Annotated in this window: 19 protein-coding genes and 6 tRNA genes; 3 read left to right on the top strand and 22 right to left on the bottom strand. The window is 47.9% G+C overall.

What is annotated here, in order from left to right; translation table 11 throughout:
• Positions 1 to 226: 226 nt before the first annotated feature.
• The 6 genes from K7B67_RS09245 to K7B67_RS09270 all read right to left on the bottom strand — a co-directional run bounded on the left by K7B67_RS09245 (position 227) and on the right by K7B67_RS09270 (position 4,790).
• Positions 227 to 319, bottom strand: a tRNA-Ser gene (locus K7B67_RS09245).
• Between the two features lie 35 nt (positions 320 to 354).
• A tRNA-Arg gene (locus K7B67_RS09250) sits at positions 355 to 431 on the bottom strand.
• A gap of 23 nt (positions 432 to 454) precedes the next feature.
• Positions 455 to 531, bottom strand: a tRNA-Arg gene (locus K7B67_RS09255).
• Between the two features lie 30 nt (positions 532 to 561).
• A tRNA-Ser gene (locus K7B67_RS09260) sits at positions 562 to 654 on the bottom strand.
• Positions 655 to 682: 28 nt separating this feature from the next.
• Positions 683 to 759: transfer RNA gene (locus tag K7B67_RS09265), tRNA-Arg, on the bottom strand.
• Between the two features lie 176 nt (positions 760 to 935).
• Positions 936 to 4,790 (bottom strand): autotransporter outer membrane beta-barrel domain-containing protein, encoded by a 3,855-nt coding sequence (locus K7B67_RS09270; RefSeq protein ID WP_252180060.1) that lies wholly within the window; start codon positions 4,788 to 4,790, stop codon positions 936 to 938.
• A 464-nt stretch (positions 4,791 to 5,254) separates the two neighbouring features.
• Between K7B67_RS09270 and K7B67_RS09275 the strand changes: the two genes are divergently transcribed.
• Positions 5,255 to 5,992, top strand: a complete 738-nt coding sequence (locus K7B67_RS09275) for an alpha/beta hydrolase (RefSeq protein ID WP_252180061.1) — start codon at positions 5,255 to 5,257, stop codon at positions 5,990 to 5,992.
• A gap of 2 nt (positions 5,993 to 5,994) precedes the next feature.
• Here K7B67_RS09275 and K7B67_RS09280 read toward each other — a convergent pair.
• From K7B67_RS09280 to K7B67_RS09305, 6 genes are all read right to left on the bottom strand, one after another.
• Positions 5,995 to 6,087, bottom strand: a tRNA-Ser gene (locus K7B67_RS09280).
• A gap of 214 nt (positions 6,088 to 6,301) precedes the next feature.
• Positions 6,302 to 6,505: a carbon storage regulator CsrA gene (gene csrA, locus K7B67_RS09285; RefSeq protein WP_252180062.1), complete on the bottom strand. Its 204-nt coding sequence runs from the start codon at positions 6,503 to 6,505 to the stop codon at positions 6,302 to 6,304.
• A gap of 426 nt (positions 6,506 to 6,931) precedes the next feature.
• The gene (locus K7B67_RS09290) at positions 6,932 to 8,176 is read right to left on the bottom strand and encodes an aspartate kinase (RefSeq protein WP_252180063.1); all 1,245 of its coding nucleotides are present in this window, start codon (positions 8,174 to 8,176) and stop codon (positions 6,932 to 6,934) included.
• 135 nt (positions 8,177 to 8,311) lie between these two features.
• Positions 8,312 to 10,933 (bottom strand): alanine--tRNA ligase, encoded by a 2,622-nt coding sequence (gene alaS, locus K7B67_RS09295; RefSeq protein WP_252180557.1) that lies wholly within the window; start codon positions 10,931 to 10,933, stop codon positions 8,312 to 8,314.
• Between the two features lie 192 nt (positions 10,934 to 11,125).
• Positions 11,126 to 12,181, bottom strand: a complete 1,056-nt coding sequence (recA, locus tag K7B67_RS09300; RefSeq protein WP_252180064.1) for a recombinase RecA — start codon at positions 12,179 to 12,181, stop codon at positions 11,126 to 11,128.
• Positions 12,182 to 12,287: 106 nt separating this feature from the next.
• The gene (locus K7B67_RS09305; RefSeq protein WP_252180065.1) at positions 12,288 to 12,815 is read right to left on the bottom strand and encodes a CinA family protein; all 528 of its coding nucleotides are present in this window, start codon (positions 12,813 to 12,815) and stop codon (positions 12,288 to 12,290) included.
• A 122-nt stretch (positions 12,816 to 12,937) separates the two neighbouring features.
• On the opposite strand from K7B67_RS09305, the gene mutS reads away from it, so the two are divergent.
• Together mutS and fdxA are read left to right on the top strand one after the other, a co-directional pair.
• Positions 12,938 to 15,538: a DNA mismatch repair protein MutS gene (mutS, locus tag K7B67_RS09310; RefSeq protein ID WP_252180066.1), complete on the top strand. Its 2,601-nt coding sequence runs from the start codon at positions 12,938 to 12,940 to the stop codon at positions 15,536 to 15,538.
• Positions 15,539 to 15,731: 193 nt separating this feature from the next.
• The gene (fdxA, locus tag K7B67_RS09315) at positions 15,732 to 16,055 is read left to right on the top strand and encodes a ferredoxin FdxA (RefSeq protein WP_062264706.1); all 324 of its coding nucleotides are present in this window, start codon (positions 15,732 to 15,734) and stop codon (positions 16,053 to 16,055) included.
• 140 nt (positions 16,056 to 16,195) lie between these two features.
• On the opposite strand, the gene rpoS is transcribed toward fdxA, so the two are convergent.
• From rpoS to eno, 10 genes are all read right to left on the bottom strand, one after another.
• Positions 16,196 to 17,227 carry an RNA polymerase sigma factor RpoS gene (gene rpoS, locus K7B67_RS09320; protein WP_252180067.1) on the bottom strand — a complete coding sequence of 344 codons (1,032 nt, stop codon included), beginning with the start codon at positions 17,225 to 17,227 and terminating at the stop codon, positions 16,196 to 16,198.
• Positions 17,228 to 17,327: 100 nt separating this feature from the next.
• Positions 17,328 to 18,113: a peptidoglycan DD-metalloendopeptidase family protein gene (locus tag K7B67_RS09325; RefSeq protein WP_252180068.1), complete on the bottom strand. Its 786-nt coding sequence runs from the start codon at positions 18,111 to 18,113 to the stop codon at positions 17,328 to 17,330.
• Between the two features lie 173 nt (positions 18,114 to 18,286).
• Entirely contained in the window at positions 18,287 to 19,231 is a 945-nt protein-coding gene (locus tag K7B67_RS09330; protein ID WP_252180069.1) for a DUF368 domain-containing protein, read from the bottom strand.
• A 102-nt stretch (positions 19,232 to 19,333) separates the two neighbouring features.
• Positions 19,334 to 20,002, bottom strand: coding sequence for a protein-L-isoaspartate(D-aspartate) O-methyltransferase (locus K7B67_RS09335; protein WP_252180070.1), 669 nt, complete (start codon positions 20,000 to 20,002; stop codon positions 19,334 to 19,336).
• 1 nt (position 20,003) lies between these two features.
• Entirely contained in the window at positions 20,004 to 20,744 is a 741-nt protein-coding gene (gene surE / locus K7B67_RS09340) for a 5'/3'-nucleotidase SurE (protein ID WP_252180071.1), read from the bottom strand.
• Positions 20,725 to 21,783, bottom strand: coding sequence for a tRNA pseudouridine(13) synthase TruD (gene truD / locus K7B67_RS09345; protein ID WP_252180072.1), 1,059 nt, complete (start codon positions 21,781 to 21,783; stop codon positions 20,725 to 20,727). The genes surE and truD overlap by 20 nt, the downstream gene beginning before the upstream one ends.
• Before the next feature lie 46 nt (positions 21,784 to 21,829).
• On the bottom strand, positions 21,830 to 22,312 hold the full coding sequence (gene ispF / locus K7B67_RS09350; protein ID WP_276576729.1) for a 2-C-methyl-D-erythritol 2,4-cyclodiphosphate synthase: 483 nt from the start codon (positions 22,310 to 22,312) through the stop codon (positions 21,830 to 21,832).
• Positions 22,312 to 23,067 carry a 2-C-methyl-D-erythritol 4-phosphate cytidylyltransferase gene (ispD, locus tag K7B67_RS09355; RefSeq protein ID WP_346658268.1) on the bottom strand — a complete coding sequence of 252 codons (756 nt, stop codon included), beginning with the start codon at positions 23,065 to 23,067 and terminating at the stop codon, positions 22,312 to 22,314. Before ispD ends, ispF begins: the two co-directional genes overlap by 1 nt.
• Positions 23,068 to 23,273: 206 nt before the next feature.
• Entirely contained in the window at positions 23,274 to 23,546 is a 273-nt protein-coding gene (locus K7B67_RS09360) for a septum formation initiator family protein (RefSeq protein WP_252180074.1), read from the bottom strand.
• Between the two features lie 175 nt (positions 23,547 to 23,721).
• On the bottom strand, positions 23,722 to 25,014 hold the full coding sequence (gene eno, locus K7B67_RS09365) for a phosphopyruvate hydratase (protein ID WP_252180075.1): 1,293 nt from the start codon (positions 25,012 to 25,014) through the stop codon (positions 23,722 to 23,724).
• Between the last annotated feature and the right edge of the window lie 289 nt (positions 25,015 to 25,303).

The raw sequence follows: 25,303 nt of genomic DNA on the forward strand, positions 1-25,303 counted from the left end.
TCGCTCCTGTATCACGAAAAACCAGTTTAAAAGCTTATTAGTTACAGGATAGACAGATTAAAACGGCTCTGTTGTAACACTCAGCCATTTTGGTCTCAGGATGACAATTGACAGATACGGTGAGAGTGAATCCATTAAACAAAATGGATACTTTGTAGATCACTAAGAAAAACAGGAATGGTTAGACAAGTAACTATTGATAAAACAATAAGCTATGGAAATTTAATGGCGGTGAGGGAGGGATTCGAACCCTCGATACGGCTACAAACCGTATACTCCCTTAGCAGGGGAGCGCCTTCAGCCTCTCGGCCACCTCACCATCATAATTACGGTTGGATACTTTGATTCTCAAAATGGCGCGTCCGGGAGGATTCGAACCTCCGACCGCCTGGTTCGTAGCCAGGTACTCTATCCAGCTGAGCTACGGACGCACATATTTGAAAACTTTTAAAAATGGCGCGCTCGGTAGGATTCGAACCTACGACCGCCTGGTTCGTAGCCAGGTACTCTATCCAGCTGAGCTACGAGCGCACTTTCTATTGAAGAGCAACTCTTCAATTCTGGCGGTGAGGGAGGGATTCGAACCCTCGATACGGCTACAAACCGTATACTCCCTTAGCAGGGGAGCGCCTTCAGCCTCTCGGCCACCTCACCGTTACAAGATATTTGACGTTTTGATAAATGGCGCGCTCGGTAGGATTCGAACCTACGACCGCCTGGTTCGTAGCCAGGTACTCTATCCAGCTGAGCTACGAGCGCGCTGCATCAACGGGAGCGAACTATAGAGATTTAACCCCACGGAGTCAACGGCATTGTGGCAATTTTCATAATTGAACAACAACATACAAAAACAAAAAAGCCCCGCATGGGCGAGGCTAAAAGTTGAGGTCTTGTTACAGACACTGGCAATTAAATGCTAGCCTGTCTGAGATCCATCAGAAGTCATAACGAACCGTAGCATTCAAGCTATCTGCTTTGTAGTCACCCATCCAGTTATGGTCATAGTGCAGACCCAGACTCAGGTTGTTTTCCACTTTATAATTAACACCCAAACCAGCCAGGAAGCGATTTTGCTCACGATCATTGCCTGTCACAGTCAGAGTTTTACCACCTTGAATGATGGTCACTGTCGTTTCAGGCTTATCGTCCTTAAAGTCGTGATAACCCATCAGAACAAACTCAGGTTGAAGCACTCCACGACCTAATTCGAAATCACCCATAAGCTTGAGGCCTGCCCCCAGCTCCATGACTTCAAATTTTTCCATCTTACGCTTTTGAGCCAAAGCACCCGTTTGCTTTTCAGTAAGATCATCAAAGTTAACACTGGTGTAGTCAAAAGCAATCTGGGGCTGAAGAATCCACTGATTGATCTGATAGTTATAACCAGTTACGAAACGTGCACCCCAAATGGTGCTATCCGCCTCACCTTTGTACGAAGTCTTGTCATTCACAACTTTACGCTTGAACTCATTGATTCCTTTACCGTAGCTAAGCATTGTGTCCAGGAAGTAATTATCCTGATCCCATCCGGCATAAAAAGTACCCATATAGGTATCGGTCGTTGTGTCACGATGGATGTCGTTAGTTTCAACCTTTGTATCACCCAAAGTGAAAGCAAAACCCACCGTCATCTGGTCATTAAGGACGGTATCAAGACCAAGCGTGACACCATTAACCTTGGCTTCATAACCTCTCACGGCGTCTTTGTTATCAAGCTTTCCGTCACTTAAGATATACTCAGCCCAGAACCCCTGAGACTCATACATATCGCCTGCGTTGACTCCAGTTCGGGTACTGCTGAGACGACGACCAATGGACTCATTAACTTTATTTTGCAAAGTTACAGAAGCTCGACCCACTCCGTTATTTGGATCGGGCAGCTGCTGATCGGCAAACAATTTGATGGACTGCTGCTCTTCCGCCATTGTCACAAGGTTGAACATAGCCTTAGATGAAACCAGATTCTCTGTAGACATTGCTGATTGATAAGTAGCAATATACATTTTCGCCTGATCTTCAGAGAGACCGTATTTAGAACGCAGCTTCTGAACTGGGTTGTGATCATACTTAAACTGAATAGAGTACATAGACTTGTTAGTCTTTTCATTCTTCGCAAATCCACTGTCGGAAGTATCGTAGAATGCAGTACCTATATCCAGAGGGGCAAAGTCACCCTCTACTGTGTCTGCCTCAATAACTGCAATCGACATGGTCGGAACCTCACCCAAGGCAGCTGAATGGTAGAGCATTCTGTTACTCTCAAAGCGTTTCTCACTATCGAAACCAGTCAAATCCAGTTTGATCTGGTTCTGGCCCTTCAAAATCAAGGGACCATCAACACTGGCATAGGGAGTAGTGGGTGATGGATCACGTGAATCTAAAACCAGATGCAGCTTAGCCCCCTTCTCAAGGGTTTTACCCTTCATTGCTAATAACGAAGGAGCTGTCACAGAAACAAGTTTACCTTTCTCATCCAGCCTGATTTGCTTAAACGTTTTAGAGATTTTCAGACTACCTTCAGAGTCAACCACCAAAGGAGCAACCACTTTAACCTGCTTGAGGTCGGTAAATTGATAAATAGCCTTTTGAGACTTTTTGGTTGCTTCGGTGTCGAGAGCTGTCAGCCCGGTAGTTCCAGGCTTAACCTCAACCTGACCCGTTACGCGTACTTCCTTCAGGTGCCTGTTCTCATCTCCATCAATAACGCCACCGATTTCACCGCCTTTCAGAACACCTCTCTTCAGAGTAACCGTTGAGCCAGTAAAACGTTTGGGATCTTTTTCATCACCATCTTCAGCAGCGAAGCCCTTTAAGTCGCCTTCAAACGAACCTCCCTCCAATACAAAGTTTCTAAAACCATGGAGATCCTTCGACACTTCCTGCCCGTCAGCCAGAGTTACATCTGCATCTCTACTGATAAAGATAGGTTGCGCATCATTAGAGATTGCGTGAACAGTCGCTTTGCCTTTCAAGTCGAATGAAAGCAGTGGCTTTTCAAACGAGCTGACTTCATCAGCGTACAGCTGACCATCTTCGACCAGAACTTTCTCAATATCTGTCAGGCTGACATATGAGACAGAACCATCTCTAACCTCAAACGCATCAGGTAAATCTTCGCCTTCAACATCAACAATATGCTTGTCAAAGCCATCGCTGGAGCCTTCCATTGCCTTTTGAGCGTTCAGGCCCTTGACTGGGACAGCCTTGATTTCAGTGACCGTAATTGAATTTGGCTGGTTATTTACATCAGCTTTATCATCGCCTTCTGACTCATCAGATACAACGTCTTCCAGAATAAACTTGTTTTCTTCCTGAATACGCAGATGAGTATTACTCAGAACAATATTTTGGCCGGCTATAACGCCTTTTCCGCCTTTCAATTCATCGTCTGAACCCGCATCAACAGTGATATCACTGTCTGTAAAGTTAACATTAATGGATGTTGGAGTGACTCCATCTTCAGCAACACCTACCTGCCGAACAGTTAACTTAGAGGCTTTGATTTGAAGGTCTTCATAACCTTTTAAATTGACAGCGCCTTTTTTTGCGCCTTCGATAGTTGCTACCGTAGTCTTTCGGGCAACAGGCTTATAAACCTTTTCACATTTCTCACTTTCGGTTTCGCCCATAACTTCCAATTGCTGGGGAAGAACACCAATAAAGTCCACAAAAGTATCAATAGAACTGGCTTCGCTTCCATCACCCTCGACGTCAACACCCGTCACATCATCAACATCTTTCAAATAGATGACAGTGGATCGGATAGCACCCTCTTTTGCAACACGTACGGATGTACCTTCTTTAGCAACGAATACATCAAGTGCTCGCTCCTTTGTACCAAACCCTTCATGTACAGCATTGGTTTTCTCGGAAAGAACAACAGTACCGTAGGCCTTACTATCAACCTTATCTCCAGTCGCAGCCGATACTAAAACTGGCACCTTTTCTCCATCCTTAAAACCGCTACCGACATCGGCCAGATCCAATACTCTGGTTTTAAAGCCCAGTTCGGTTACTTCACCTTTGACATCACTCTTTAATTCAAAAACTTCTTTAACTGCGGCCAGTTGTTCAAGCACTGCTTTTCTATCACTTTCGTCAGATAAATCCAGCCCTTTCAGCACAACTGCATCTGGAGCCACCTTAACCTTTTCGGCTTTTCCAGTCGTCTCGTCCATGACTTCTTTTTCAACGAGAATGGCATTCTGAAGCTCAGTATCTTCAAGCTCTAGCAAGCTTTTCACACAGACGTTCTCAGTCTTATTTAAGCTTTGCCCAGTTTTTTCAACATGATTTTCATCAAAACCATAAGCTTTAACGCTGAAGTTGGACTTTGTTTCTACGGCATCCAATGACTCAAAACTTCTTCTGAGTTTCTCCAAAGCAACCTTTTCACGCTTTACTAAAGGCTTCTCTTCTGTTGGAGTTCCATTATCGACAGGAGCACTTTTGTCACTCTGCAAAAATAATTCAGGCACCTCTGTTTGAAGCTCCTGCCGGAAATTGGCATTAAAAAACAAGCGATCTGCATTCGTTCGTTTTTCGTCATACCCAACCTTATATCTCTCATAAAGATAAATGGCCCTATCGGCCTGCGATTTCAATGGATCATCAGCAGGCATTTCTTTCCAGACTTTGACCGTCTTGGAAAAATCTGCTTTTTCTACTTTTTTGAAAAAATCTTTATCATCCACAAAGTATTGAGCCTGCGAATGATTACCATAAACGCCAAGTGCAGCTAACACGGATACGGAAAGCAGTGTTTTTTTAAACACTTGTACTTGTTTCATTAATCCAACTCCAACCTATAGTCTGGGTGTTTTTCTCATTTATGAGCTTTTCCGGGCATTTCAGACATAGGAGCCTGAAGGCTGGCAATCCTACAGATGGGAAGAAGTAATATTAAATACTTTTTCAGAATTAAAAATGATATTTATTTCTCTATAGATTCTATAAAAATAAAAGCTTGACCCTTTAGAAACCATTAACTAATTTGAGATTATTTTTTAATTAACGAGAAGTGCTGTCTCCGAAGTTTTATTTGTCAGTAAAAGTAATTAAACAATTGTCGTATTAAATCTCTATCAAAAAACTTTCAACACCCGATAGATAAGAGGTACAATAGTTCTAAAAATACTGTTTACCCATGAAATATTTTCTTCTGACATTTTCTTTGAGCCTTATTTTCACTGGCTGTCACTCGCCTGCTCCATTTAGTGCAGCCACCACAAAGACTCTGGTTACCTCGAAAAAATTGACAGCTATCGAGATCCCCACCTCAACCTACACCCTTAAAGCCTGGATGCCCAGACAATCCAGAACAGAAAAATTAAGGGTATATATTGAGGGGGATGGAAAAGCCTGGCTAAAAAGGGGTACACCCTCGTCTGACCCAACACCGATTAACAGGCTGGTTCACAGCCTTATGCTGGCAGATCCGTACCCGGATATCGCATATCTGGGCAGACCCTGCCAATACATCATGACCAGAATCTGCAATAAATCAGTCTGGACTTTTGGGCGCTACGATTCAGCTTCACTTGAAAGCACTAGCGAGGCTTTAGATTATTTGAAGAAAAAGGGCGGCTATAAAAAACTTGAGCTGGTCGGCTACTCAGGGGGTGCCACTCTGGCTCTTTTGTCGGCAAGCCAAAGAGATGACGTGACTTCAATCTGGACAGTGGCTGGCAATCTTGATCCCCTGTTCACTAATCAGTTCCACAAAGTCAGCCCTATGCCCTCCGCACTCAACCCTTTAGACTTTCAGGATCAACTGAATGGCATCCCTCAATTACATTTTTATGGCAGTGAAGACCTTATAATTCCTGAGCAGGTTTCAAAGCATTATCAAACATCGCTGAGCAGCAGGGAGTGCACTTCAATCGTTAGAGTCGAAGGAGCAACACACAGTACCGGTTGGAGCAATAAATGGAAGCAGTTGATAGGAATCAATCCAGCATGTGACTTTAACGAGAAAGGAGATGGCAAATAATCTGGCGGTGAGGGAGGGATTCGAACCCTCGATACGGCTACAAACCGTATACTCCCTTAGCAGGGGAGCGCCTTCAGCCTCTCGGCCACCTCACCGCAAGTGCTACTAATACTACTGTCCACGCTTTGGAATGCAAGCTTTTTCTCACCCTGATTTACGACCATGGACTTTTATAAAAAACCCGAAAGTTTTTTCGCCTTGTCAGAAACAAGTTATCGTTTTTCAATCGAGGCTCTTTTCAGGGATAAAAAAATACCCGAGTTGTCAATCGGGTATTTCTTCACTGAACGAGGTGTTCTAACCGAACAGTCAGTATGACTCTGAGACGGATGGAATCCCCCCGTGCTCTCTTTCTTTCTGAATTCTCTGATAGATCTCTTCACGGTGAACGGCAACTTCTTTTGGCGCATTGACTCCAATACGCACCTGGTTACCTTTTACGCCCAGTACAGTGACAGTGACCTCGTCCCCGACCATCAGGGTCTCTCCTACGCGGCGAGTCAGAATCAGCATTACAATCTCCTTATTTACATCTCTGTAAGTCAACGACCGTCAATCCTGAGCACGGCGATGCTTTGCTTTATCGATCTTAGCCCCGAATACGGGAGCGAGTATGTCCTCAGCAAAGCAGCTACTGCCAGATCACCGTTTCATGCTTAAGAAGCTCTCAGCCAACAGAGTCTAGCTACCGAACCCAACATTTCCATGCGTATTTTTACTACCAGAGAAATGTAGTCATCAAAAAAATCACGTTGTGTAAGTTTTTAACAGGCAAAGACCATTCTAGTTGAAGAATCCATGTCCGATGGGAATGACGGTATATTTAACCGATATTCTTGCTAACTGCCGATGACAACAGCCAGAACACTATCAGGGCTGAGCTCACCGACACTGCAACATCCCCTGCTCAATCCCCTGCTCAAAACATTCTACCCAGCCTTAGACATCTCTACCTTCATTGGGTTCCCTATCCAGTTCAAATACAGAATGAAGGGCCCTTACCGCCAGTTCGAGATACTTCTCTGCCACAATAACAGAAACCTTAATTTCAGAGGTTGAGATAATCTGAATATTGATGCCCTCAGCAGCCAGAGCCTCAAACATCCGGGAAGCAACCCCTGCGTGGGATCTCATACCGACACCGACGATAGAGACTTTCGCGATCTTTTCATCGCCATCGTACTCGCGCGCACCTAACTCTTGACAAACTTTGGCACACACATCAAGCGTCCGCTGATAATCATTACGATGAACTGTGAAGGTAAAATCCGTAGTACGATCATCAGACACATTTTGAACGATCATATCCACTTCAATGTTGGCCCGGCTGACAGGACCCAGTATCCGGGATGCAACACCAGGAATGTCAGGCACACCTTTAATAGTGACTTTCGCTTCATCCCTGTTAAAGGCAATACCAGATACCACCGGTGATTCCATAGCTACATCCTCGTCGTCGATCGTAATTAGCGTTCCGGGACCTTCCTGCACAGAATGCAGCACCCTTAATTTGACATTATATTTTCCAGCGAACTCAACCGCCCGAATCTGCAATACTTTTGAACCCAGACTGGCCATTTCCAGCATCTCTTCAAAAGTAATCTTGTCCAGCCTTCTTGCCCCTTCCACAACCCGTGGGTCGGTGGTATAAACACCGTCGACATCGGTATAAATCTGGCACTCATCCGCTTCCAGAGCCGCCGCCAAAGCAACCGCTGTGGTGTCGGAACCTCCTCTTCCAAGGGTTGTAATATTGCCCTGGGGATCGCACCCCTGAAAACCAGCCACGATGACAACACGCCCCTGATCAAGATCAGCCCGCACCTTCTTTGTGTCTATATGTTGTATACGAGCTTTGGTATGTGCCTGATCTGTCACTATGGAAACCTGACTGCCAGTATACGAGCAAGCCGGGCAACCACGCTCATTAAGGGCCATTGCCAGAAGAGCGATAGTGACCTGCTCACCGGTGGCAAGCAGAACATCCATCTCTCTGGGTGTGGGTTGCTTTTGAATGCTGGATGCAAGATCAGTCAGCCGGTTAGTCTCGCCACTCATTGCCGAGACAACAACAACGACATCCTGCCCCTGATCCCTGAACCTTTTCACCTTGTCGGCAACTCCCTGGATACGTTCCAGATCCCCAACCGAGGTGCCGCCAAATTTTTGTACTAACAACGCCATTTTTATATCGTTCTACATCAATCAGCCGACTGCGGAATGTAACATGAATAGCTTTGCGAAAAAAAGCACCCCAACAAAGGCGAGCCTTCTGGCTTGTTTTTGTTGGGGTACGTCGATCGCACTCAATGAATACTATTACAGGCGCTCATGCAACCATGGCGTGATAGATTCAAGCGCTTCTTTGATTTTGGAAGCGTCTGCACCACCACCCTGGGCAAAATCCGGGCGACCGCCACCACGACCACCCACCTTACCAGCTACCATTTTCAACAAATCTCCTGCCTTCACTTTATCCGTAAGATCTTTGGTCACTCCCGCTACCAAAGGGAATTTGGCATGACCTGGTACAGCCAGGAATACGATACCGGTCTGGAGTTTGCCCTTGAGCTGATCAACCATGTCACGTAGAGACTTGGGATCAACGTCCTCAAGTTCTGTAGCCAGTACTTTTATACCATTGATATCAATGGCCCTGGATAGCAGATCGGCACTGCCTGCTGAAGCCAGCTTCTGCTGAAGTTTCTGCAGCTCCCTCTCAAGCTCTTTATTCCGATCAAGCAGAGAAGATACTTTATCCTGCACCGTATCCCGGGAGCCTTTCACCAGGCTCGCAACCGATGTCAGGGTATCTTCCAGTTTCTCCTGATAATCAACCGCAGCGGCACCCGTGACAGCTTCAATACGCCTTACACCGGCTGCAATCCCGGATTCAGAGACCATCCTGAATGACCCGATATCGCCCGTGCGTTTAACGTGAGTACCTCCACAGAGTTCAACCGAGAAGCCATCAGAGCCCATGGAAAGTACGCGAACCTCTTCACCGTACTTTTCACCAAACAGAGCCATTGCACATTTAGCCTGGGCAGCCTCCATATCCAACAGCTCAGTTTCAACCTGACTGTTATCACGGATTTGCTGATTAACCAGTCTCTCGACAGCCCGGAGCTCTTCAGACTTAACCGCTTCAAAATGGGAAAAGTCAAAACGCAGCTTCTCATGATCTACCAGAGAACCCTTTTGAGTAACATGCTCACCCAGAACCTTACGCAGTGCAGCATGAAGCAAATGAGTGGCAGAATGGTTCAATTCCGTAGCCCGGCGAACCTCAACATCAACGTAGGCAGTGACAGTATCGCCAACCTTTAATTGCCCCTGGGATACTTCTGAAATATGAAGATAACTGTCACCCTGCTTCTGAGTATCCAATACCTTGACCTTGCCACCTTCAAAACTGAGTAAGCCGGTATCACCCACCTGGCCACCGGACTCAGCATAGAAAGGTGTCGATTGCAGAACGACTGTTGCCTGTTGGCCTTCAGAAATAAAATCAACTGACTGCCCGTCGACAAACAGAGCTGTGACTTCACCTCCGTCCTGAAGCTTTTCGTAACCGGTGAAATCAGTAGATCCTTCAATGACCAGCTGTTCGCTGTAATTCACACCAAATTTGCTGGCCGCGCGGGCTCTTTCACGCTGAGCCTCAAGCAACTTCTCAAAACCTTCTTCATCTACCGCCAGCTCACGCTCTCTGGCAATGTCGTTGGTCAAATCAACAGGGAACCCATAGGTGTCGTACAGGGTGAACACCACATCACCGGGGATAACGCAGCCCTCAAGCCCTTGTAATTTGTCTTCCAGCAGTTTCATTCCCTTGTCGAGCGTTTTAGTGAACTGTTCTTCTTCCTGCAGCAGAATTCTTTCTATCTGCGCCTGATTTTTAGCAAGATCAGGATAAGCATCCCCCATCTCACGCACCAGGGAAGGCACCAATTTATAGAAGAACGACTCAGTAGCTCCCAATTTGTGTCCGTGGCGACATGCACGACGGATGATACGCCTGAGGGTGTATCCACGACTTTCGTTAGACGGCATAATACCGTCGGAAATGATAAATGAGCTTGAGCGGATATGATCAGCAATAACGCGCAGCGAAGCTTCTGTCGTGGGCACACCGCCCAGTATTGCGGAAGCATCATTCAGCAGGTTTTGGAAAATATCAATATCATAGTTACTGTGGCCGCCCTGCATAATGGCAGAAATCCTTTCCAGCCCCATACCCGTATCCACCGATGGCTTGGGCAGAGGTTCCATCACTCCGTCCGCCTGACGATTGTACTGCATAAAGACAATGTTCCAGATTTCAATAAAACGATCGCCATCCTCTTCCGGGGTTCCGGGTCGGCCACCCCAGATATGATCACCGTGATCATAGAAGACTTCAGTGCAAGGTCCGCAAGGGCCGGTATCCCCCATCTGCCAGAAGTTATCTGAAGCATAGGGAGCCCCCTTGTTGTCGCCAATACGAATGATATTTTCAGCAGCAACGCCGATCTCATTCAGCCAGATGTTATAAGCTTCATCGTCTGACTCATAAACCGTAACGCAGAGACGCTCAACAGGCAGTTGCAGTTTTTCAGTCAAGAAAGTCCAGGCAAAACGAATAGCATCCTGCTTGAAGTAGTCGCCAAAGCTGAAGTTACCCAGCATTTCGAAAAAAGTGTGGTGGCGAGCGGTATAGCCAACATTTTCAAGATCATTGTGCTTGCCACCCGCACGAACACACTTCTGGGATGATGTTGCGCGTGTATAAGCTCGCTGCTCCCTGCCAAGGAATGTCTCCTTGAACTGGTTCATACCTGCATTAGCAAACAGCAGGGTTGGATCGTCGTGAGGCACCAGAGAACTACTGGGTACGATTTCATGCCCATTTTCTCTGAAGTATTCAAGAAAAGCAGAGCGAATCTCGGCACTTTTCATATAGTTCACACGAGTCATACAGGTCTTCCAAACGGGAGATTAAACAGCAATCTATAAAAAGCGGCCATTATATAGAAGGGAAAGAGAAACAGCCATGCAGGCTTCACTCAAGTTAAACCTTGTGTGGTGCTCAAGACGCGCCAGCGAATCTATGCCAGCACGTCGAACATCCTTGTCAGAGACTTTTAAAACTTATTCTGCCAGAAGCTCATCCTGAAGTTTTGCGTCTGATTTTGCAGAGGCTTCAGAATCAGGCTCAGCCGTACCCAGCAACTCAGCTCGAATCTGTGTTTCTATCTCTTCAGCAATCTTTGGGTTGTCGGTCAGATATTGAGCTGCATTGGCCTTACCCTGACCAATTTTTGTACCTTTATAGGAGTACCAGGCACCGGACTTCTCAACCAGCTTCTGCTTAACCCCCAGGTCAATCACTTCACCCATGTGGTAAATGCCCTGACCGTAAAGAATCTGAAACTCAGCCTGGCGGAAAGGAGGAGACACCTTGTTCTTGACCACCTTGACCCGGGTTTCGTTACCGATGATTTCATCACCCTGCTTCACTGCACCGGTTCTGCGAATATCCAGACGCACCGAAGAGTAGAACTTGAGAGCATTCCCCCCCGTGGTAGTCTCGGGGTTACCGAACATCACGCCAATCTTCATACGAATCTGGTTAATAAAGATGACCAGACAGTTTGCCTGCTTGATAGAACCCGTGATTTTTCGCAGAGCCTGGGACATCAAACGCGCCTGCAGGCCGACATGAGAGTCACCCATATCCCCTTCAATTTCAGCCTTGGGAACCAGAGCTGCAACGGAGTCGACAACAATGACATCAACCGCACCGGAACGCACCAGCATATCGGTAATTTCCAGCGCTTGCTCGCCGGTGTCGGGCTGAGAAACATAAAGGTCCTCAACATCAACACCCAGCTTGCCAGCGTACTGAGGATCCAGAGCGTGTTCCGCATCAACAAAAGCACAGGTGGCACCCTGCTTCTGAGCTTCTGCAATCACACTGAGTGTCAGCGTGGTTTTACCAGAAGATTCAGGACCAAAAATCTCAACGACACGTCCCTTTGGCAAACCGCCTATGCCCAGTGCAATATCCAGTTGCAACGAGCCCGTAGAGATAGCAGGAATGGCTTCCTGCTTCTGGTCACCCATGCGCATGACCGTACCTTTACCAAACTGTCGGTCAATCTGGCCCAGGGCCGCCGCCAGTGCTTTCTTTCTGTTCTCATCCATTATTCAGATCCACCTTTTTTAGTGCTGGCCACTATTTTTTAAGTTTTGAGTATTAAAAACTTCAGATACTGTATATTTAAACACTATATGTATATTTGTCCAGTATTTATCTGGAAATTGTATCCACCCATTTAACCAGACCATCAATAGCAGTCTCAACGGCCTGTCTTCTCACCTGCTCCCGATCACCAGAAAAGTGAAAAACTTCAGCGGTTACCTGATCATCAAAACACCAGCCAATCCATACCGTACCCACCGGCTTGTCATCGGTTCCACCTTCAGGGCCAGCAACCCCTGATATAGAAACACTCAAAGGCACCGAAAGGCGCTTGGCGGCACCCAATGCCATGCTTTCCACTACCGGCTGACTGACCGCTCCATAACGATCAATCAGTGCAACAGGAACGCCCAGAAACTTATGTTTCATAGCATTGGAATAGCTGATGATGGCACCTTCAAACCAGGATGAGCTGCCGGCAACAGAGGTAAAAGCCTGACTGAGCCAGCCACCTGTGCAAGATTCAGCAGCAGCCACTTTCAAGTTTGCAGCCTGAAGCTTTCTGGCTAACAACTCCAGCTTTTTGTCAAAATCTCCGGACATCCATCGCGCCCCTGCCTGATCTAGGATATACATTTAACAGCCTTCAGCTGCCAATGGGTAAAGATAAACTATTGCTCCCATTAAAACAGCCCGCTTTTCATAGTAAAATGACAGATTATTTGTCAGCAACCTGAATTCAAGGCTTCCCCTCATCTATGAGCCAGCGCAAAGATAGCCAAAGTCAGCATACACCGATGATGCAGCAGTACCTGCGCATCAAACAGCAGCACCGGGAACATCTGGTATTTTATCGCATGGGTGATTTTTACGAGCTGTTCTACGACGATGCCCGTAAAGCTGCCGAGTTACTGGATATCACCCTGACGACCCGTGGACAGTCTGCCGGTGAGCCCATTCCCATGTCAGGTATCCCTTACCATGCCGTAGAAGGTTATCTGGCTCGACTGGTCAGACTTCGCGTCTCTGTCGCCATTTGCGAACAAGTTGGCGACCCGGCTACGTCAAAGGGCCCCGTTGAAAGAAAAGTCGTCCGTATTCTGACCCCCGGCACAGTGAGTGATGAAGCACTTCTGGACGAACGACAGGACAACCTTCTGACGGCGCTGAACCGATCCGAAGATCGATATGGAATAGCCTCTCTGAATATCAGCAGTGGTCAATTTACGGCACTGGAAGTCGTGGGTGAAGAAGCCCTGGTGGCAGAAGTTGAGCGTATCAACCCTGCCGAAATACTCATCAATGACAGTGTTGAATGGCCTGCCCGGATTGCTGAACGCCCGGGAACAATCAAGCGCCCCCCCTGGGACTTTGACCGTGACAGTGCCTACGAAGGATTAACCCGCCAGTTCCAAACCAAAAACCTGCAAGGGTTCGACTGTGAATCGTTAACGGTTGGCCTTGAGGCAGCAGGCTGTCTGTTACAATACGCCAGGGAAACACAAAAAACCTCCCTGCCCCACATCAGAAGCATTCAGCAGGAAGTTCGCGAAGACAGCGTGGTTCTTGATGCCGCCAGCCGAAAAAATCTGGAACTAAGTCAGAATCTCAATGGCGGCCGTGATCACACCCTCTTGTCGGTGCTTGATAAAACAGCGACCGCCATGGGCAGCCGATTGCTGTCAAGATGGCTGAATCGCCCCCTGAGAAATCTTCAAAAGCTGCAAAAGCGTCAGTCTATTATTTCAACAATAAAATCGGGTTATCACTTCGAACAGATTCAGCCCTTGCTTCGCGGCATTGGCGATATTGAACGTATTCTTGCCAGAGTAGCATTAAAGTCAGCTCGTCCAAGAGACCTGGCTCGCTTAAGAGATGCACTGAATCAACTGCCTGAACTACAAGCCATTCTCAAAGCAATCGACAACGAAGACATCCATAAACTGGCTGAAGCCATTAGTGAACATCCTCAGGTTGCGGACTTACTGAGCAGGGCTATTATCGAGAATCCGCCGGTGATTATCAGAGACGGTGGCGTCATTGCAGAAGGCTTTGACAAAGAGCTGGATGAGTTTCGTGCCCTCAGTCAGAACGCAGGCGATTATCTTGTCGAACTGGAAAACAGAGAGAAAGAGAGAACAGGACTGCCCAGCCTGAAAGTCGGCTTTAACAGGGTTCATGGCTATTACATTGAACTTAGCCGAAGAGAATCTGAAGACGCCCCGGTAGACTACATACGTCGCCAGACACTGAAAAATACTGAACGATTTATCACACCGGAATTAAAAGAATTCGAAGATAAAGCCCTATCCAGCAAAAGCAGGGCACTCTCCAGGGAGAAGGCACTGTACGATGAATTACTGGATAACCTTCTGGAAGTTCTGGGCCCTCTTCAGGAAACGGCCATGAGTCTCGCCGAGCTGGATGCTCTGAACAACCTCTCAGAAAGAGCTGAAACTCTGAACTTCTGCCAACCGGAGCTGAGTTCGACACCCGGTATTCATATTAAAGATGGGCGCCACCCGGTTGTTGAACAGGTACTGACTGAACCCTTTGTAGCGAACAATGTAGACTTGGACGCCACAAGAAGAATGCTAGTCATCACCGGCCCAAACATGGGCGGTAAATCGACCTACATGAGACAAACGGCATTGATCGTTTTATTAGCTCACGTAGGCAGCTTTGTTCCTGCCAGCCACGCTAACATTGGTCTGGTAGACAGAATATTCACCCGCATAGGATCATCCGATGATCTGGCCGGGGGACGATCAACATTTATGGTGGAAATGACCGAAACAGCCAATATCCTTCATAACGCCACAGCAAGCAGTCTGGTTTTGATGGATGAAATTGGTCGGGGAACCAGCACCTTTGATGGACTATCACTGGCCTGGGCCTGTGCTCACTACCTGGCCGATACCGTTAAGGCATTCACACTGTTCGCCACCCACTATTTTGAGCTGACTCAACTGCCCGATGAGTGCAGCTCTGTTGCCAATGTTCATCTGAACGCGACAGAACACGACGATAGAATTGTATTTTTACACTCAGTTCAGGATGGCCCTGCCAGCCAGAGTTATGGTTTACAAGTGGCCCAGCTGGCCGGCGTTCCCAGAAATGTCGTCACTCAGGCGCGCTCCAGGCTACAACAACTGGAAGAAGGCTCATCTGAACAAACTATGCTGCAAACCGCTGAGCAGCCTAAAACGGTGTGTAATGAGAACCCGATTCAGGCAGATATGTTCGCAGCTTCCCAGACACACCCGGCCGTCGAAGCACTCAAGGATCTTAATCCTGACACCCTGTCACCCCGGCAGGCTCTTGGACTCCTATACGACCTTAAGTCACTGACTTCGTAAAACTGGCTAGTTCATAACTGCTTGAGCTACTACCTTAGGGACAATACTGGTAGACTTGCCGCCTCGACTGGTTGGGCTGTACGCCAAACCAGCCAGGGGTATACGATTGGAAATGCCATTCCTGATGGTGGCATTTCATCAATCTATTGTGACTGAATTTATCATCAGCCTGAACAAACGGAGTGTAACCATCATGACTTTCGTAGTGGGTGAAAACTGCATCAAATGCAAATACACCGATTGCGTGGAAGTGTGTCCCGTAGATTGCTTTTACGAAGGGCCCAACTTTCTGGTTATCCACCCGGACGAATGTATCGACTGCGCTCTCTGTGAGCCTGAGTGCCCAGCCAATGCGATCTTCTCCGAAGATGAGGTACCGGAAGATCAGCAGGAGTTTATTGAACTCAACGCTGTACTCGCAGATGTCTGGGAGAACATTACAGAAAAAACAGATGCACTCCCCGACGCTGAAAAATGGGATGGCGTGAAAGGCAAGCTTGAGCATCTGGAACGCTAAGAATCGGGAAGGCCTCCATGGGCAAAGACCTATGCAGAAACACTTTGATAATCCCTTTTAATGGTTCGGGTACTGAGCCTTTCCCAAACAAAAAGCCATGACCTCGCGATCATGGCTTTTTCTATTGGCAAAGCACTGTATCAGCTGAACAGCGATTCTCCAGACAGTCCCTGCTTCTCAAGGATAGAACGCAGGCGCTTCAAAGCTTCGACCTGTATCTGCCTGACTCTTTCTCTGGTCAGGCCAATTTCCCTTCCTACCTCTTCAAGAGTGCTGGTTTCATAGCCCCGCAAACCAAACCTTCTGGCCACCACCTCGCGTTGCTTTTCAGAAAGTTCACCCAACCACCGATCCAAACTGTCATTGAGATCAAGATCCTGAAGCAATTCTGCCGGGTCAGACTCTTTCTCATCAGAGATAGTATCAAGAATGGACTTATCAGAGTCCGGCCCCAATGGCGTATCAACTGAAGTGACACGCTCATTAAGCCCCAACATTCTTTTGACATCATCGACTGGTTTATCCAGCAGCTGGGCAATTTCTTCCGGGGTAGGATCATGATCCAACTTCTGAGTCAGCTCGCGGGCTGCCCTCAGGTAAACATTAAGCTCTTTAACCACATGAATCGGCAGACGAATGGTGCGCGTCTGGTTCATAATGGCCCGCTCAATGGTTTGACGAATCCACCAGGTAGCGTACGTTGAAAAACGGAATCCACGCTCAGGATCAAATTTTTCAACCGCCCTGATAAGGCCCAGGTTTCCCTCTTCAATCAGATCCAGAAGTGTCAGACCCCGATTGACGTAGCGTCTTGAGATCTTAACCACCAGACGCAGATTACTTTCAATCATACGACGCCGACCTGCCTCAACGCCTCGACGGGCAAGACGCGCGTAATGCACCTCTTCCTCCGGCGTTAGCAGTGGTGAGAAACCAATCTCATTCAGGTAAAGCTGCGTGGCATCAATAGATTTGTAGAAGCCATCATCGTCGCGACGGGCCTTGCTGTAATCTGACGCACTGGGTGTAAACGACTGTGGCGCAGGTTCCTTTCCTTCGACTACTTCATTTTCATTAAGATCAGAATCCAGCGCGTTATCAATTTCACTCTTTCCCTGGGTAAAATCCTCAGCAAAATTACTTTGCTCTGAGTCTTCCCTCTTTGCTGCCATAAGAGTCAGTCCTATCCGAAAGCCCCACTGTCTGTCGAACAACCAACCGGGAGTTGGGTCGACACCCGTGAGATCCCTCTACCGACACCGCAGAATGAAATCAGCGCTCAGGCAGGAATCGCATTGGGTCGACCGGTTTGCCATTATGCCGAATTTCAAAATGCAGCTTAGGCTCTGTCGTTCCTGTAGAACCTATTTCGGCTATCTTCTGGCCTGCTTTAACTGAGTCTCCTTCACGCACAAGCAACTCCTTATTGTGAGCGTAAGCGCTCAGATAGCTATTATTGTGTTTCATAATGATCAGCTTGCCATAACCAGCGAGTTCACTACCGGCATAAACCACCTCTCCGGCGGCAGCTGCATTTACAGGCTCTCCCAATTTGCCTCCGATATCAATCCCTTTGTTCAGCCCGTTATCGTTGCTGTATGCCTGTACCACTTTGCCATTGGCTGGCCAATGCCAGCTTAAAGGCTTGGATGAATGCGCTGTTTTTCCAGATATTTTTGTTGGTGCTTTTTTAACCGCAGCAGATTGCGATGAAGTTCTAATGCGCTTACCTGAAGAACCTGAAGCGCGCGATGCATACCTTGAAGCAGTCAAATTGACATGCTGTCCCGGATAGATAGTGTACGGTGAACGTATACCATTGATAGCTGCCAACTCTTTGTAATCTCTGCTATAAAGCCAGGCTATTGAAAAAAGAGTTTCACCATGACGAACGATATGACTGCCACTATTGACTTCAGGAGGTAACCTTAGTTCTTTAACCAGAACCGAGGAAGGATCATGAGAACACCCCGACAGTAACAGAATCAATGTCGTCCAACTGAATATTCTTGAGCAAACACTCAAATAAATTTTTTGCCCAAGATCATCACCTGTCATTCACTCTGCTCCATAGTTAGCTCCTGAGGCGCGCCTCAAAATATAACAAAATTAGATATATTTAAATTTTTTTAATCTAAAAAAATATATCAAATCAGGTACGATTGCCTATATTCCGACGCCATCCACTTACACGACATCATAAATACCGAAACACTCTTTTCGTATCGGACCTATCTCACATCATCTTCAGTCAAACGACTACCGAATTTCTCAAGCAGAACCACCAGCAGAATACCTGACAACATCAGGGCAATGGATGGCAACAGGTAAGCCGAATGACCAGACAGTGCTTCATATGCCCAGGGAGAAATATTTCTTTCCAGAAAAGGTACTTCCTGACCCGAACTATTTATTCTTGTTTCCAGTGTTTCTTTCCACGGCCACACTTTTCCCAGGGCCCCCAGCATCAGCCCCGTCAAAAGCGACAGTGCCAGGTTACGATGATGCTTTAACAACCAGGAGAGAACATGAGAGAAAGTCAGCAACCCGACAACGCATCCAGATCCAAAGAGTGCCAGCACCAGAATATCCAGGTTTTTCACAGCACTCAGGACAACAGGATACAATCCCATCAACAACAAGATAAAACTGCCGGAAATACCCGGTAAAATCATAGCGGAGATGGCAATACAACCGGCCATGAACAACATCAGGTAAGAAGGTGTCAGAGATGTAGGCGTCAATGTCCCTATAAAATAAGAAAAGCCACAGCCAAGCACCAGCAGCATCACAGAGGCGGCACTCCAATGCTTAACCTGTTTAAGCATATGAATGCCCGAAATCAATATCAGGCCAAAGAGGAAAGACCAGATGAGTTCCGGATAACATTCCAGCAGGTACGTAATAAGATGAGCAAAACTCATTATGCTGAGCAATATCCCGCCAAACAGCAGAATCAGAAAACTCCCATCAATATGCCTCCAGCAGGCGGCAACCCCTTCGGATTTAAGCTTTACCAGCAAACCGGGATTAATACTCTTCAGGGCATTCAACAGGCGATCATAGACACCGGTGATAAAAGCAATGGTCCCCCCTGAAACTCCGGGAACGACATCGGCAGCGCCCATAGCCATTCCCCTGAGTAGAATGCCCAGACCTTCTTTCATTTTTGACATAATCCAACCTGTCGTATTCTGTAATGCATAAATCAGTAATAGACCCGTTATCTTCTCAGAGTTATCTGACTGGGTTTCATTGTTAAAATACCAGGGCAGGTATTACCGCTGAATACCATCAAGCAATGGCACAAACCTCACGGCTTCAAGCACTTCCCTCTTGAAGACGTCGCCATGGCGGGTGATCAACCATAAATCCTGAACACCACGACCACCAACCGGAATAATGAGACGACCATTATCTTCGGACAACTGCTGCAATAGTTCTTCGGGTACCTGATCCGGGGCAGCGGTGACAATGATGCCATCAAAGGGACTCATGACTGACCACCCCATACCACCGTCGCTAAGTTTAAACTGGGCATTGTGAATAGAAAGTGTTTTAAGCCGCTTTTTCGCCCGCTCATAAAGAGGCTTGATACGCTCAACGGAATATATTTTTTTTACCAGTGGCGACAGGATCGCTGTCTGATAACCTGAGCCAGTACCTACCTCGAGCACTCTATCGAGCGGGCCTGCGGCCATAAGAGCCTCTGTCATTCTTGCCACGATATAAGGCTGCGACAATGTCTGTCCAAAGCCAATAGGCAAGGCAGTATCTTCATAAGCCCTGTGAGATAGAGCCTCGTCCACAAACAGGTGTCTGGGTGTCTTTCGAATAACCTCCAGCACCTCGACGGAGTCGATCCCCTGAGCCGCAAGCCGATTGATCAGACGATCACGGGTTCTCCGGGAGGTCATTCCGATACCATGAATATCAATGTCTTTCATCTCAGCCCAGCCACTCACTGAGCTGAGAAAGCGTTGCATGATGCGTCTGATCATACTGAAGGGGCGTTACCGAAACAAAACCCCGGGCAACAGCGTGGAAATCAGTGCCCTCACCCGCATCCTGCTCCTTACCGACAGGAGCAATCCAATAGGCGGGGTTACCCCTTGGATCCAGCACCTGCACAGGCTTTTCCGCCCTTTCCCTGTGCCCTAAACGAGTCACTGCCAGACCGTTAAGTTCTTCATAGGATCTGTCGGGAACATTAACATTTAACAAGGTTCCTTCTGGCAAAGACAATTGCTCAAGCCTGAGGATCAGATCTCTGACCACCCTTCCGGCAGTGATCAGGCTCTCTTCTCCCTTGCCACAGGCAGATACCGCAATGGCAGGCAACCTCATAAAGCGGCCTTCCAGAGCAGCGCCTACCGTTCCTGAATAAAGAACATCATCACCCAGGTTGGCACCATGATTGATGCCAGAAATGACCATATCAGGCTCTTGCCCCAACAGGGCATTAACGGCCAAATGAACACAATCAGCCGGAGTTCCGTCGACGCTGTGAAAACCATTGGCATGCTCAGTCACCCTCAAGGGGCGACCCAGAGTCAATGAACTGCTCAAGCCCGAGCTGTTTCGATCAGGCGCAAACACTGTTCTCTCACCCACTCCTTCGAGTGAACTGTAAAGGATTGCCAGCCCTTTGGCGGCAACACCATCATCGTTACTGAGCAGTATTCTCATCAAACCTTCCTTCTATACACTCCAGGGCTTCCCTTAACACGGCTGTTGCAAAGCAGCCTTTTGGCAGAGAAAATTCCAGCCGGACACAATCATCTGATAACCATTTCCAGTCCATGGCCGCAGGCACCAAACGGATGGCCCTTCTTTCCTGCTTCAGACCTGCCTGCTCCAGACCTTCACACAATGACAGGTTCCGAGCTGAAACCTCTTCTTCCATCTTTCTGCAATCCGATTGACAAAGCAACTCCCCCCGCCCCCAGAGAGGAGCCGTCAGCGAGACTTCTCCGGATGCAATTCGGCTCATCAGGTTCTGATCATGATCCCGCAGAATTAAACTACCACTGTCCTGAAAACCCGGCACATCCCCCTCAAGATAGCGGGTCCAGTTTTTCTGACAAACCCGCTCAGAGAGAACCTGATTAAATAGCCAGGATCGTGCCGCAGACAAATACATTGAGCGCTTGTTTCTATGAGCCTTGAAACGACCGGCAAACATCAGCAACGCCCGGTCAACATTGATGCCCTCATGACCAAAGCGCTGTTCTCCAAAATAGTTGGGCACACCCTGACTGGCAATTAACTTCAAACGCTCTTCCAGCAACGCCTGAGACACGCTCACACTGCGTAAAGTGATGATGAAGCGATTGCCTTTCAAGGCACCCGTTTTGAGCTTTTTACCATGTCGGGTAGCAGCAATAATATTAAGGGACTCACTGCTCAGCCCAGACCACTCAGGAGCCTCTTGACCAGGCAGCCAGACACTAAACCACTGACGCGTGATCCCCTGGCGATCCTTACGTCCGGCATAACTCACTGCAGAACGTTTTACACCGGCGAACCTGGCAATCTGCCCCGCTACCCAGTCGGTATTTTCGCCGGTTTTCTGAACATTGATGTAAGCATGCTCCCCTTCACCCTCCGGTACAAAAGGTAATTCTTCTTCAACAATAAAATCTTCAGGCAGACGCTTGAAAGTACATTGCCCCAAAGGACCACCCCAGGCATAAGCCCAGGCCAGTGTGTAAGAAACTTGATTCATTAAACAATAATCTTTCAGTGAGAGCGCGAACGGATCAGGATGAGTCTCAGTGAGCCAGAAGCACCACGGCATGAACGGCAATACCTTCCTTTCGGCCGGTATAGCCCAACTTCTCTGTTGTCGTTGCTTTTACATTGACAGCCCCTGTTTCAACCTGAAGATCTCCGGCGAGGTTTTCTCTCATGGCGGGAATATGAGGAGCCATTTTCGGTGCCTGAGCGACAATGGTGCTATCAACATTAATCACCCGATAACCATTCTCATGAATCAGTGCCACCACGTGCCTGAGCAACTGTCGGCTATCAATCCCTTTATACCGGGGATCGGTATCCGGGAAATGCTGGCCGATATCGCCCAGGGCAGCCGCTCCCAGCAGCGCATCGCACACGGCATGAAGCAGAACATCACCATCAGAATGGGCTAACAGCGCGTGACTGTAATCAATACCGACTCCGCCCAATATAACCTTGGCATCAGCCGTTGCTTCATCAGAAAAGCGGTGCACATCAAAACCGTGACCTATTCGCATTATACTGTCTCGATCAGTTTGGCTTGTTGTTGAATGTAAAGGGCTGCAAGGGTCAAATCCGCACTGCGGGTCACCTTGATATTATCACTGTGCCCTTCGACCATCAGTGGCTTGAATCCTGCGTATTCAATGGCACTGGCTTCATCCGTCACTGGCATACCATCATCCAGTGCTTTCTTAAGGGCATCATAAAGCAACTTCATTCTGAACATTTGCGGCGTCAGGGCGTGCCACAGGGCATCTCTGTCAACAGTTTCAGTGACTTCTCCGGCAGATGAAGTCCGCTTCATAGTGTCTCTGACCGGCATTCCCAACAAACCGCCAACCGTATGGTCAGCTAACTGTTCAACCAGCCACTCCAGGTCAGAGTGACGGATACAGGGTCTGGCAACATCATGAACCATCACCCAATCCTCGGCATCTGCCAGCTCAGACAGGGTTTTCAGCCCGTTCAGGACGGAATGGTAACGTTCCTCTCCCCCCTGAACCAACATAATTCGTGAATCCCTTAATAGCTTGATCTCTTTGTAGTATTCATCTTCAGCACCAATCACAACGATTAACTTCTGCAGATGGGTAAAACCCAGCAGACGTTCAAGTGTGTGCTCCATCAGGGTACGACCATGAATCTCAAGATACTGCTTGGGAATGGTACTCTGCATGCGACGACCCACGCCCGCGGCCGGAACAATTGCCCAAAAGCCGGGGTTATGAGGATTACTCGTACTCACATTGCCACCTACAAACATTGTCATTTACAAACACTGTCATTTACAAACATTGTCATCTAAAAATATTGTCATTCGAACAAGATCAAAAACAACCTGCCAGCAACAGGCCAGGATTCAACCCCTTATAAATCTGAAATGTCACTTACCGAACTATAAAATAGCTGTAATAACCAAAGCTGCGGAGTTTTCTAGCCACTATTGCGTCATCCGCATGAGAGCGACTGCAACACTCAGTCATAAATCAGATAAAACGTTTCGTCTTTCTTGATCATCCCAAGATCCAGACGAGCTCGCTCTTCCAATGTTTGCAGACCATTTTGCAGCTCAACAACTTCGTCCGCGAGCAAACGATTCCGCTGATACAAACGATCGTTTTCCCGTTGCTGCTGCTCAATTTGTTCTTTGATCGCAACCATTTCGGCCACACTGCCCGCTCCCGACCAGAGTTGCACCTGCAGGGCCACCAGCGCCAGCAGCAATAATGTATGCACCAGCTTTCGCATCTGAATCTCTCGTTGTCTTCAGCCATTGAGTCTATCAAAGCCTGAAAAATGTGCCCATGGTAAAAACACGAAAAACGGGAATATCCGGGAAATGAATCAGGGAGGTAAAACAGAGGACATAATAAAGGGAAGCTTCAGAAGCTTCCCTTATATTGACACGCTATTCAATAACTTGTCAGGCACGCTTGAATTCAGCGAGACCACGATAGGGAGCTTTAGCACCCAGCTCTTCTTCAATGCGCAGCAGCTGGTTGTATTTGGCTACACGGTCAGAACGACACAGGGAACCGGTCTTGATCTGACCCGCAGCAGTACCTACCGCCAAGTCTGCAATAGTAGCGTCTTCTGTTTCACCGGAGCGGTGGGAGATGACCGCAGTGTATCCGGCATCCTTGGCCATCTTGATGGCTTCCAGGGTTTCCGTCAGGGAACCGATCTGGTTAAACTTGATCAGGATCGAGTTAGCGACACCCTTCTCGATACCTTCCTTCAGGATTTTTGTGTTGGTTACAAACAGGTCGTCACCCACAATCTGGATCTTGTTGCCCAGAATTTCAGTCTGGTATTTGAAACCGTCCCAGTCAGACTCGTCCAGACCATCTTCGATGGAGATGATTGGATACTCTTCCGTCAGCTTGGCCAGATAGTCAGAAAAATCATTAGAAGAGAAAACCTTGCCTTCGCCCTTCAGGTTGTACTGACCGTCAACGTAAAATTCAGAAGCTGCGCAATCCATCGCCAACGTGATGTCAGTGCCCAGCTTGTAGCCAGCCGCTTCAACCGCTTCTTTAATAACCGCCAGAGCATCGGCATTAGAAGCCAGGTTGGGAGCGAACCCGCCTTCATCACCTACCGCAGTGTTCAGGCCTTTGGCAGACAGCACTTTCTTCAGGGCGTGGAAGACTTCAGCACCCATGCGCAGACCTTCAGCAAATGTCTTGGCCGCCACTGGCTGAACCATGAACTCCTGAATGTCGACATTGTTGTCTGCGTGCTCACCCCCGTTCAGGATGTTCATCATAGGAACCGGCATGGTGAACTGACCGGAAGTGCCGTTCAGGTCAGCAATGTGCTGGTACAGAGGAATGTTTTTGTCGGCAGCTGCGGCCTTAGCAGCAGCCAGGGATACTGCCAGAATGGCATTGGCACCCAGAACGCTTTTGTTCTCAGTACCATCCAGTTCAATCATGGCCAGATCCAGTCCGCGCTGATCAGCAGCGTCACGACCGAGCAGTGCTTCACGGATAGGGCCGTTAATGTTACCAACCGCTTTCAGGACACCCTTACCCAGGTAGCGAGACTTGTCTCCATCACGCAGCTCCAGAGCTTCACGGGAACCGGTAGAAGCACCAGAGGGCGCCGCAGCACGCCCCATGGCACCGGAATCCAGAATGACGTCGGCCTCTACGGTTGGGTTACCACGAGAATCCATGATTTCGCGGCCTTTGATTTCAACAATGTTTGCCATAATAGCTTTCTCTCTACACAAATGCTGACGGCCAATGAAAAGTAGTTTTCACAACACCGTCGTCTATGAAGGGAAACAGACCCGATCCGATCGGGCGTAATGCGGCCACTATACCAACTCCCGACGGGTTATCAACTATTGCACATAGCAACACCGAAGGCGCAATAGTTAACATCTGAATTCAGTAGAAATCGTTGATATCACAGCGACGAAAAACAAATAACAAGCATCGGTTAAGGCCTGAGAAAAATGAACCCAGGGCGATCTATGACAAAAACACTCGACGAAA

This window comes from Endozoicomonas sp. 4G (assembly GCF_023822025.1).
In the GTDB taxonomy this organism is placed as follows: Bacteria; Pseudomonadota; Gammaproteobacteria; order Pseudomonadales; family Endozoicomonadaceae; genus Endozoicomonas_A.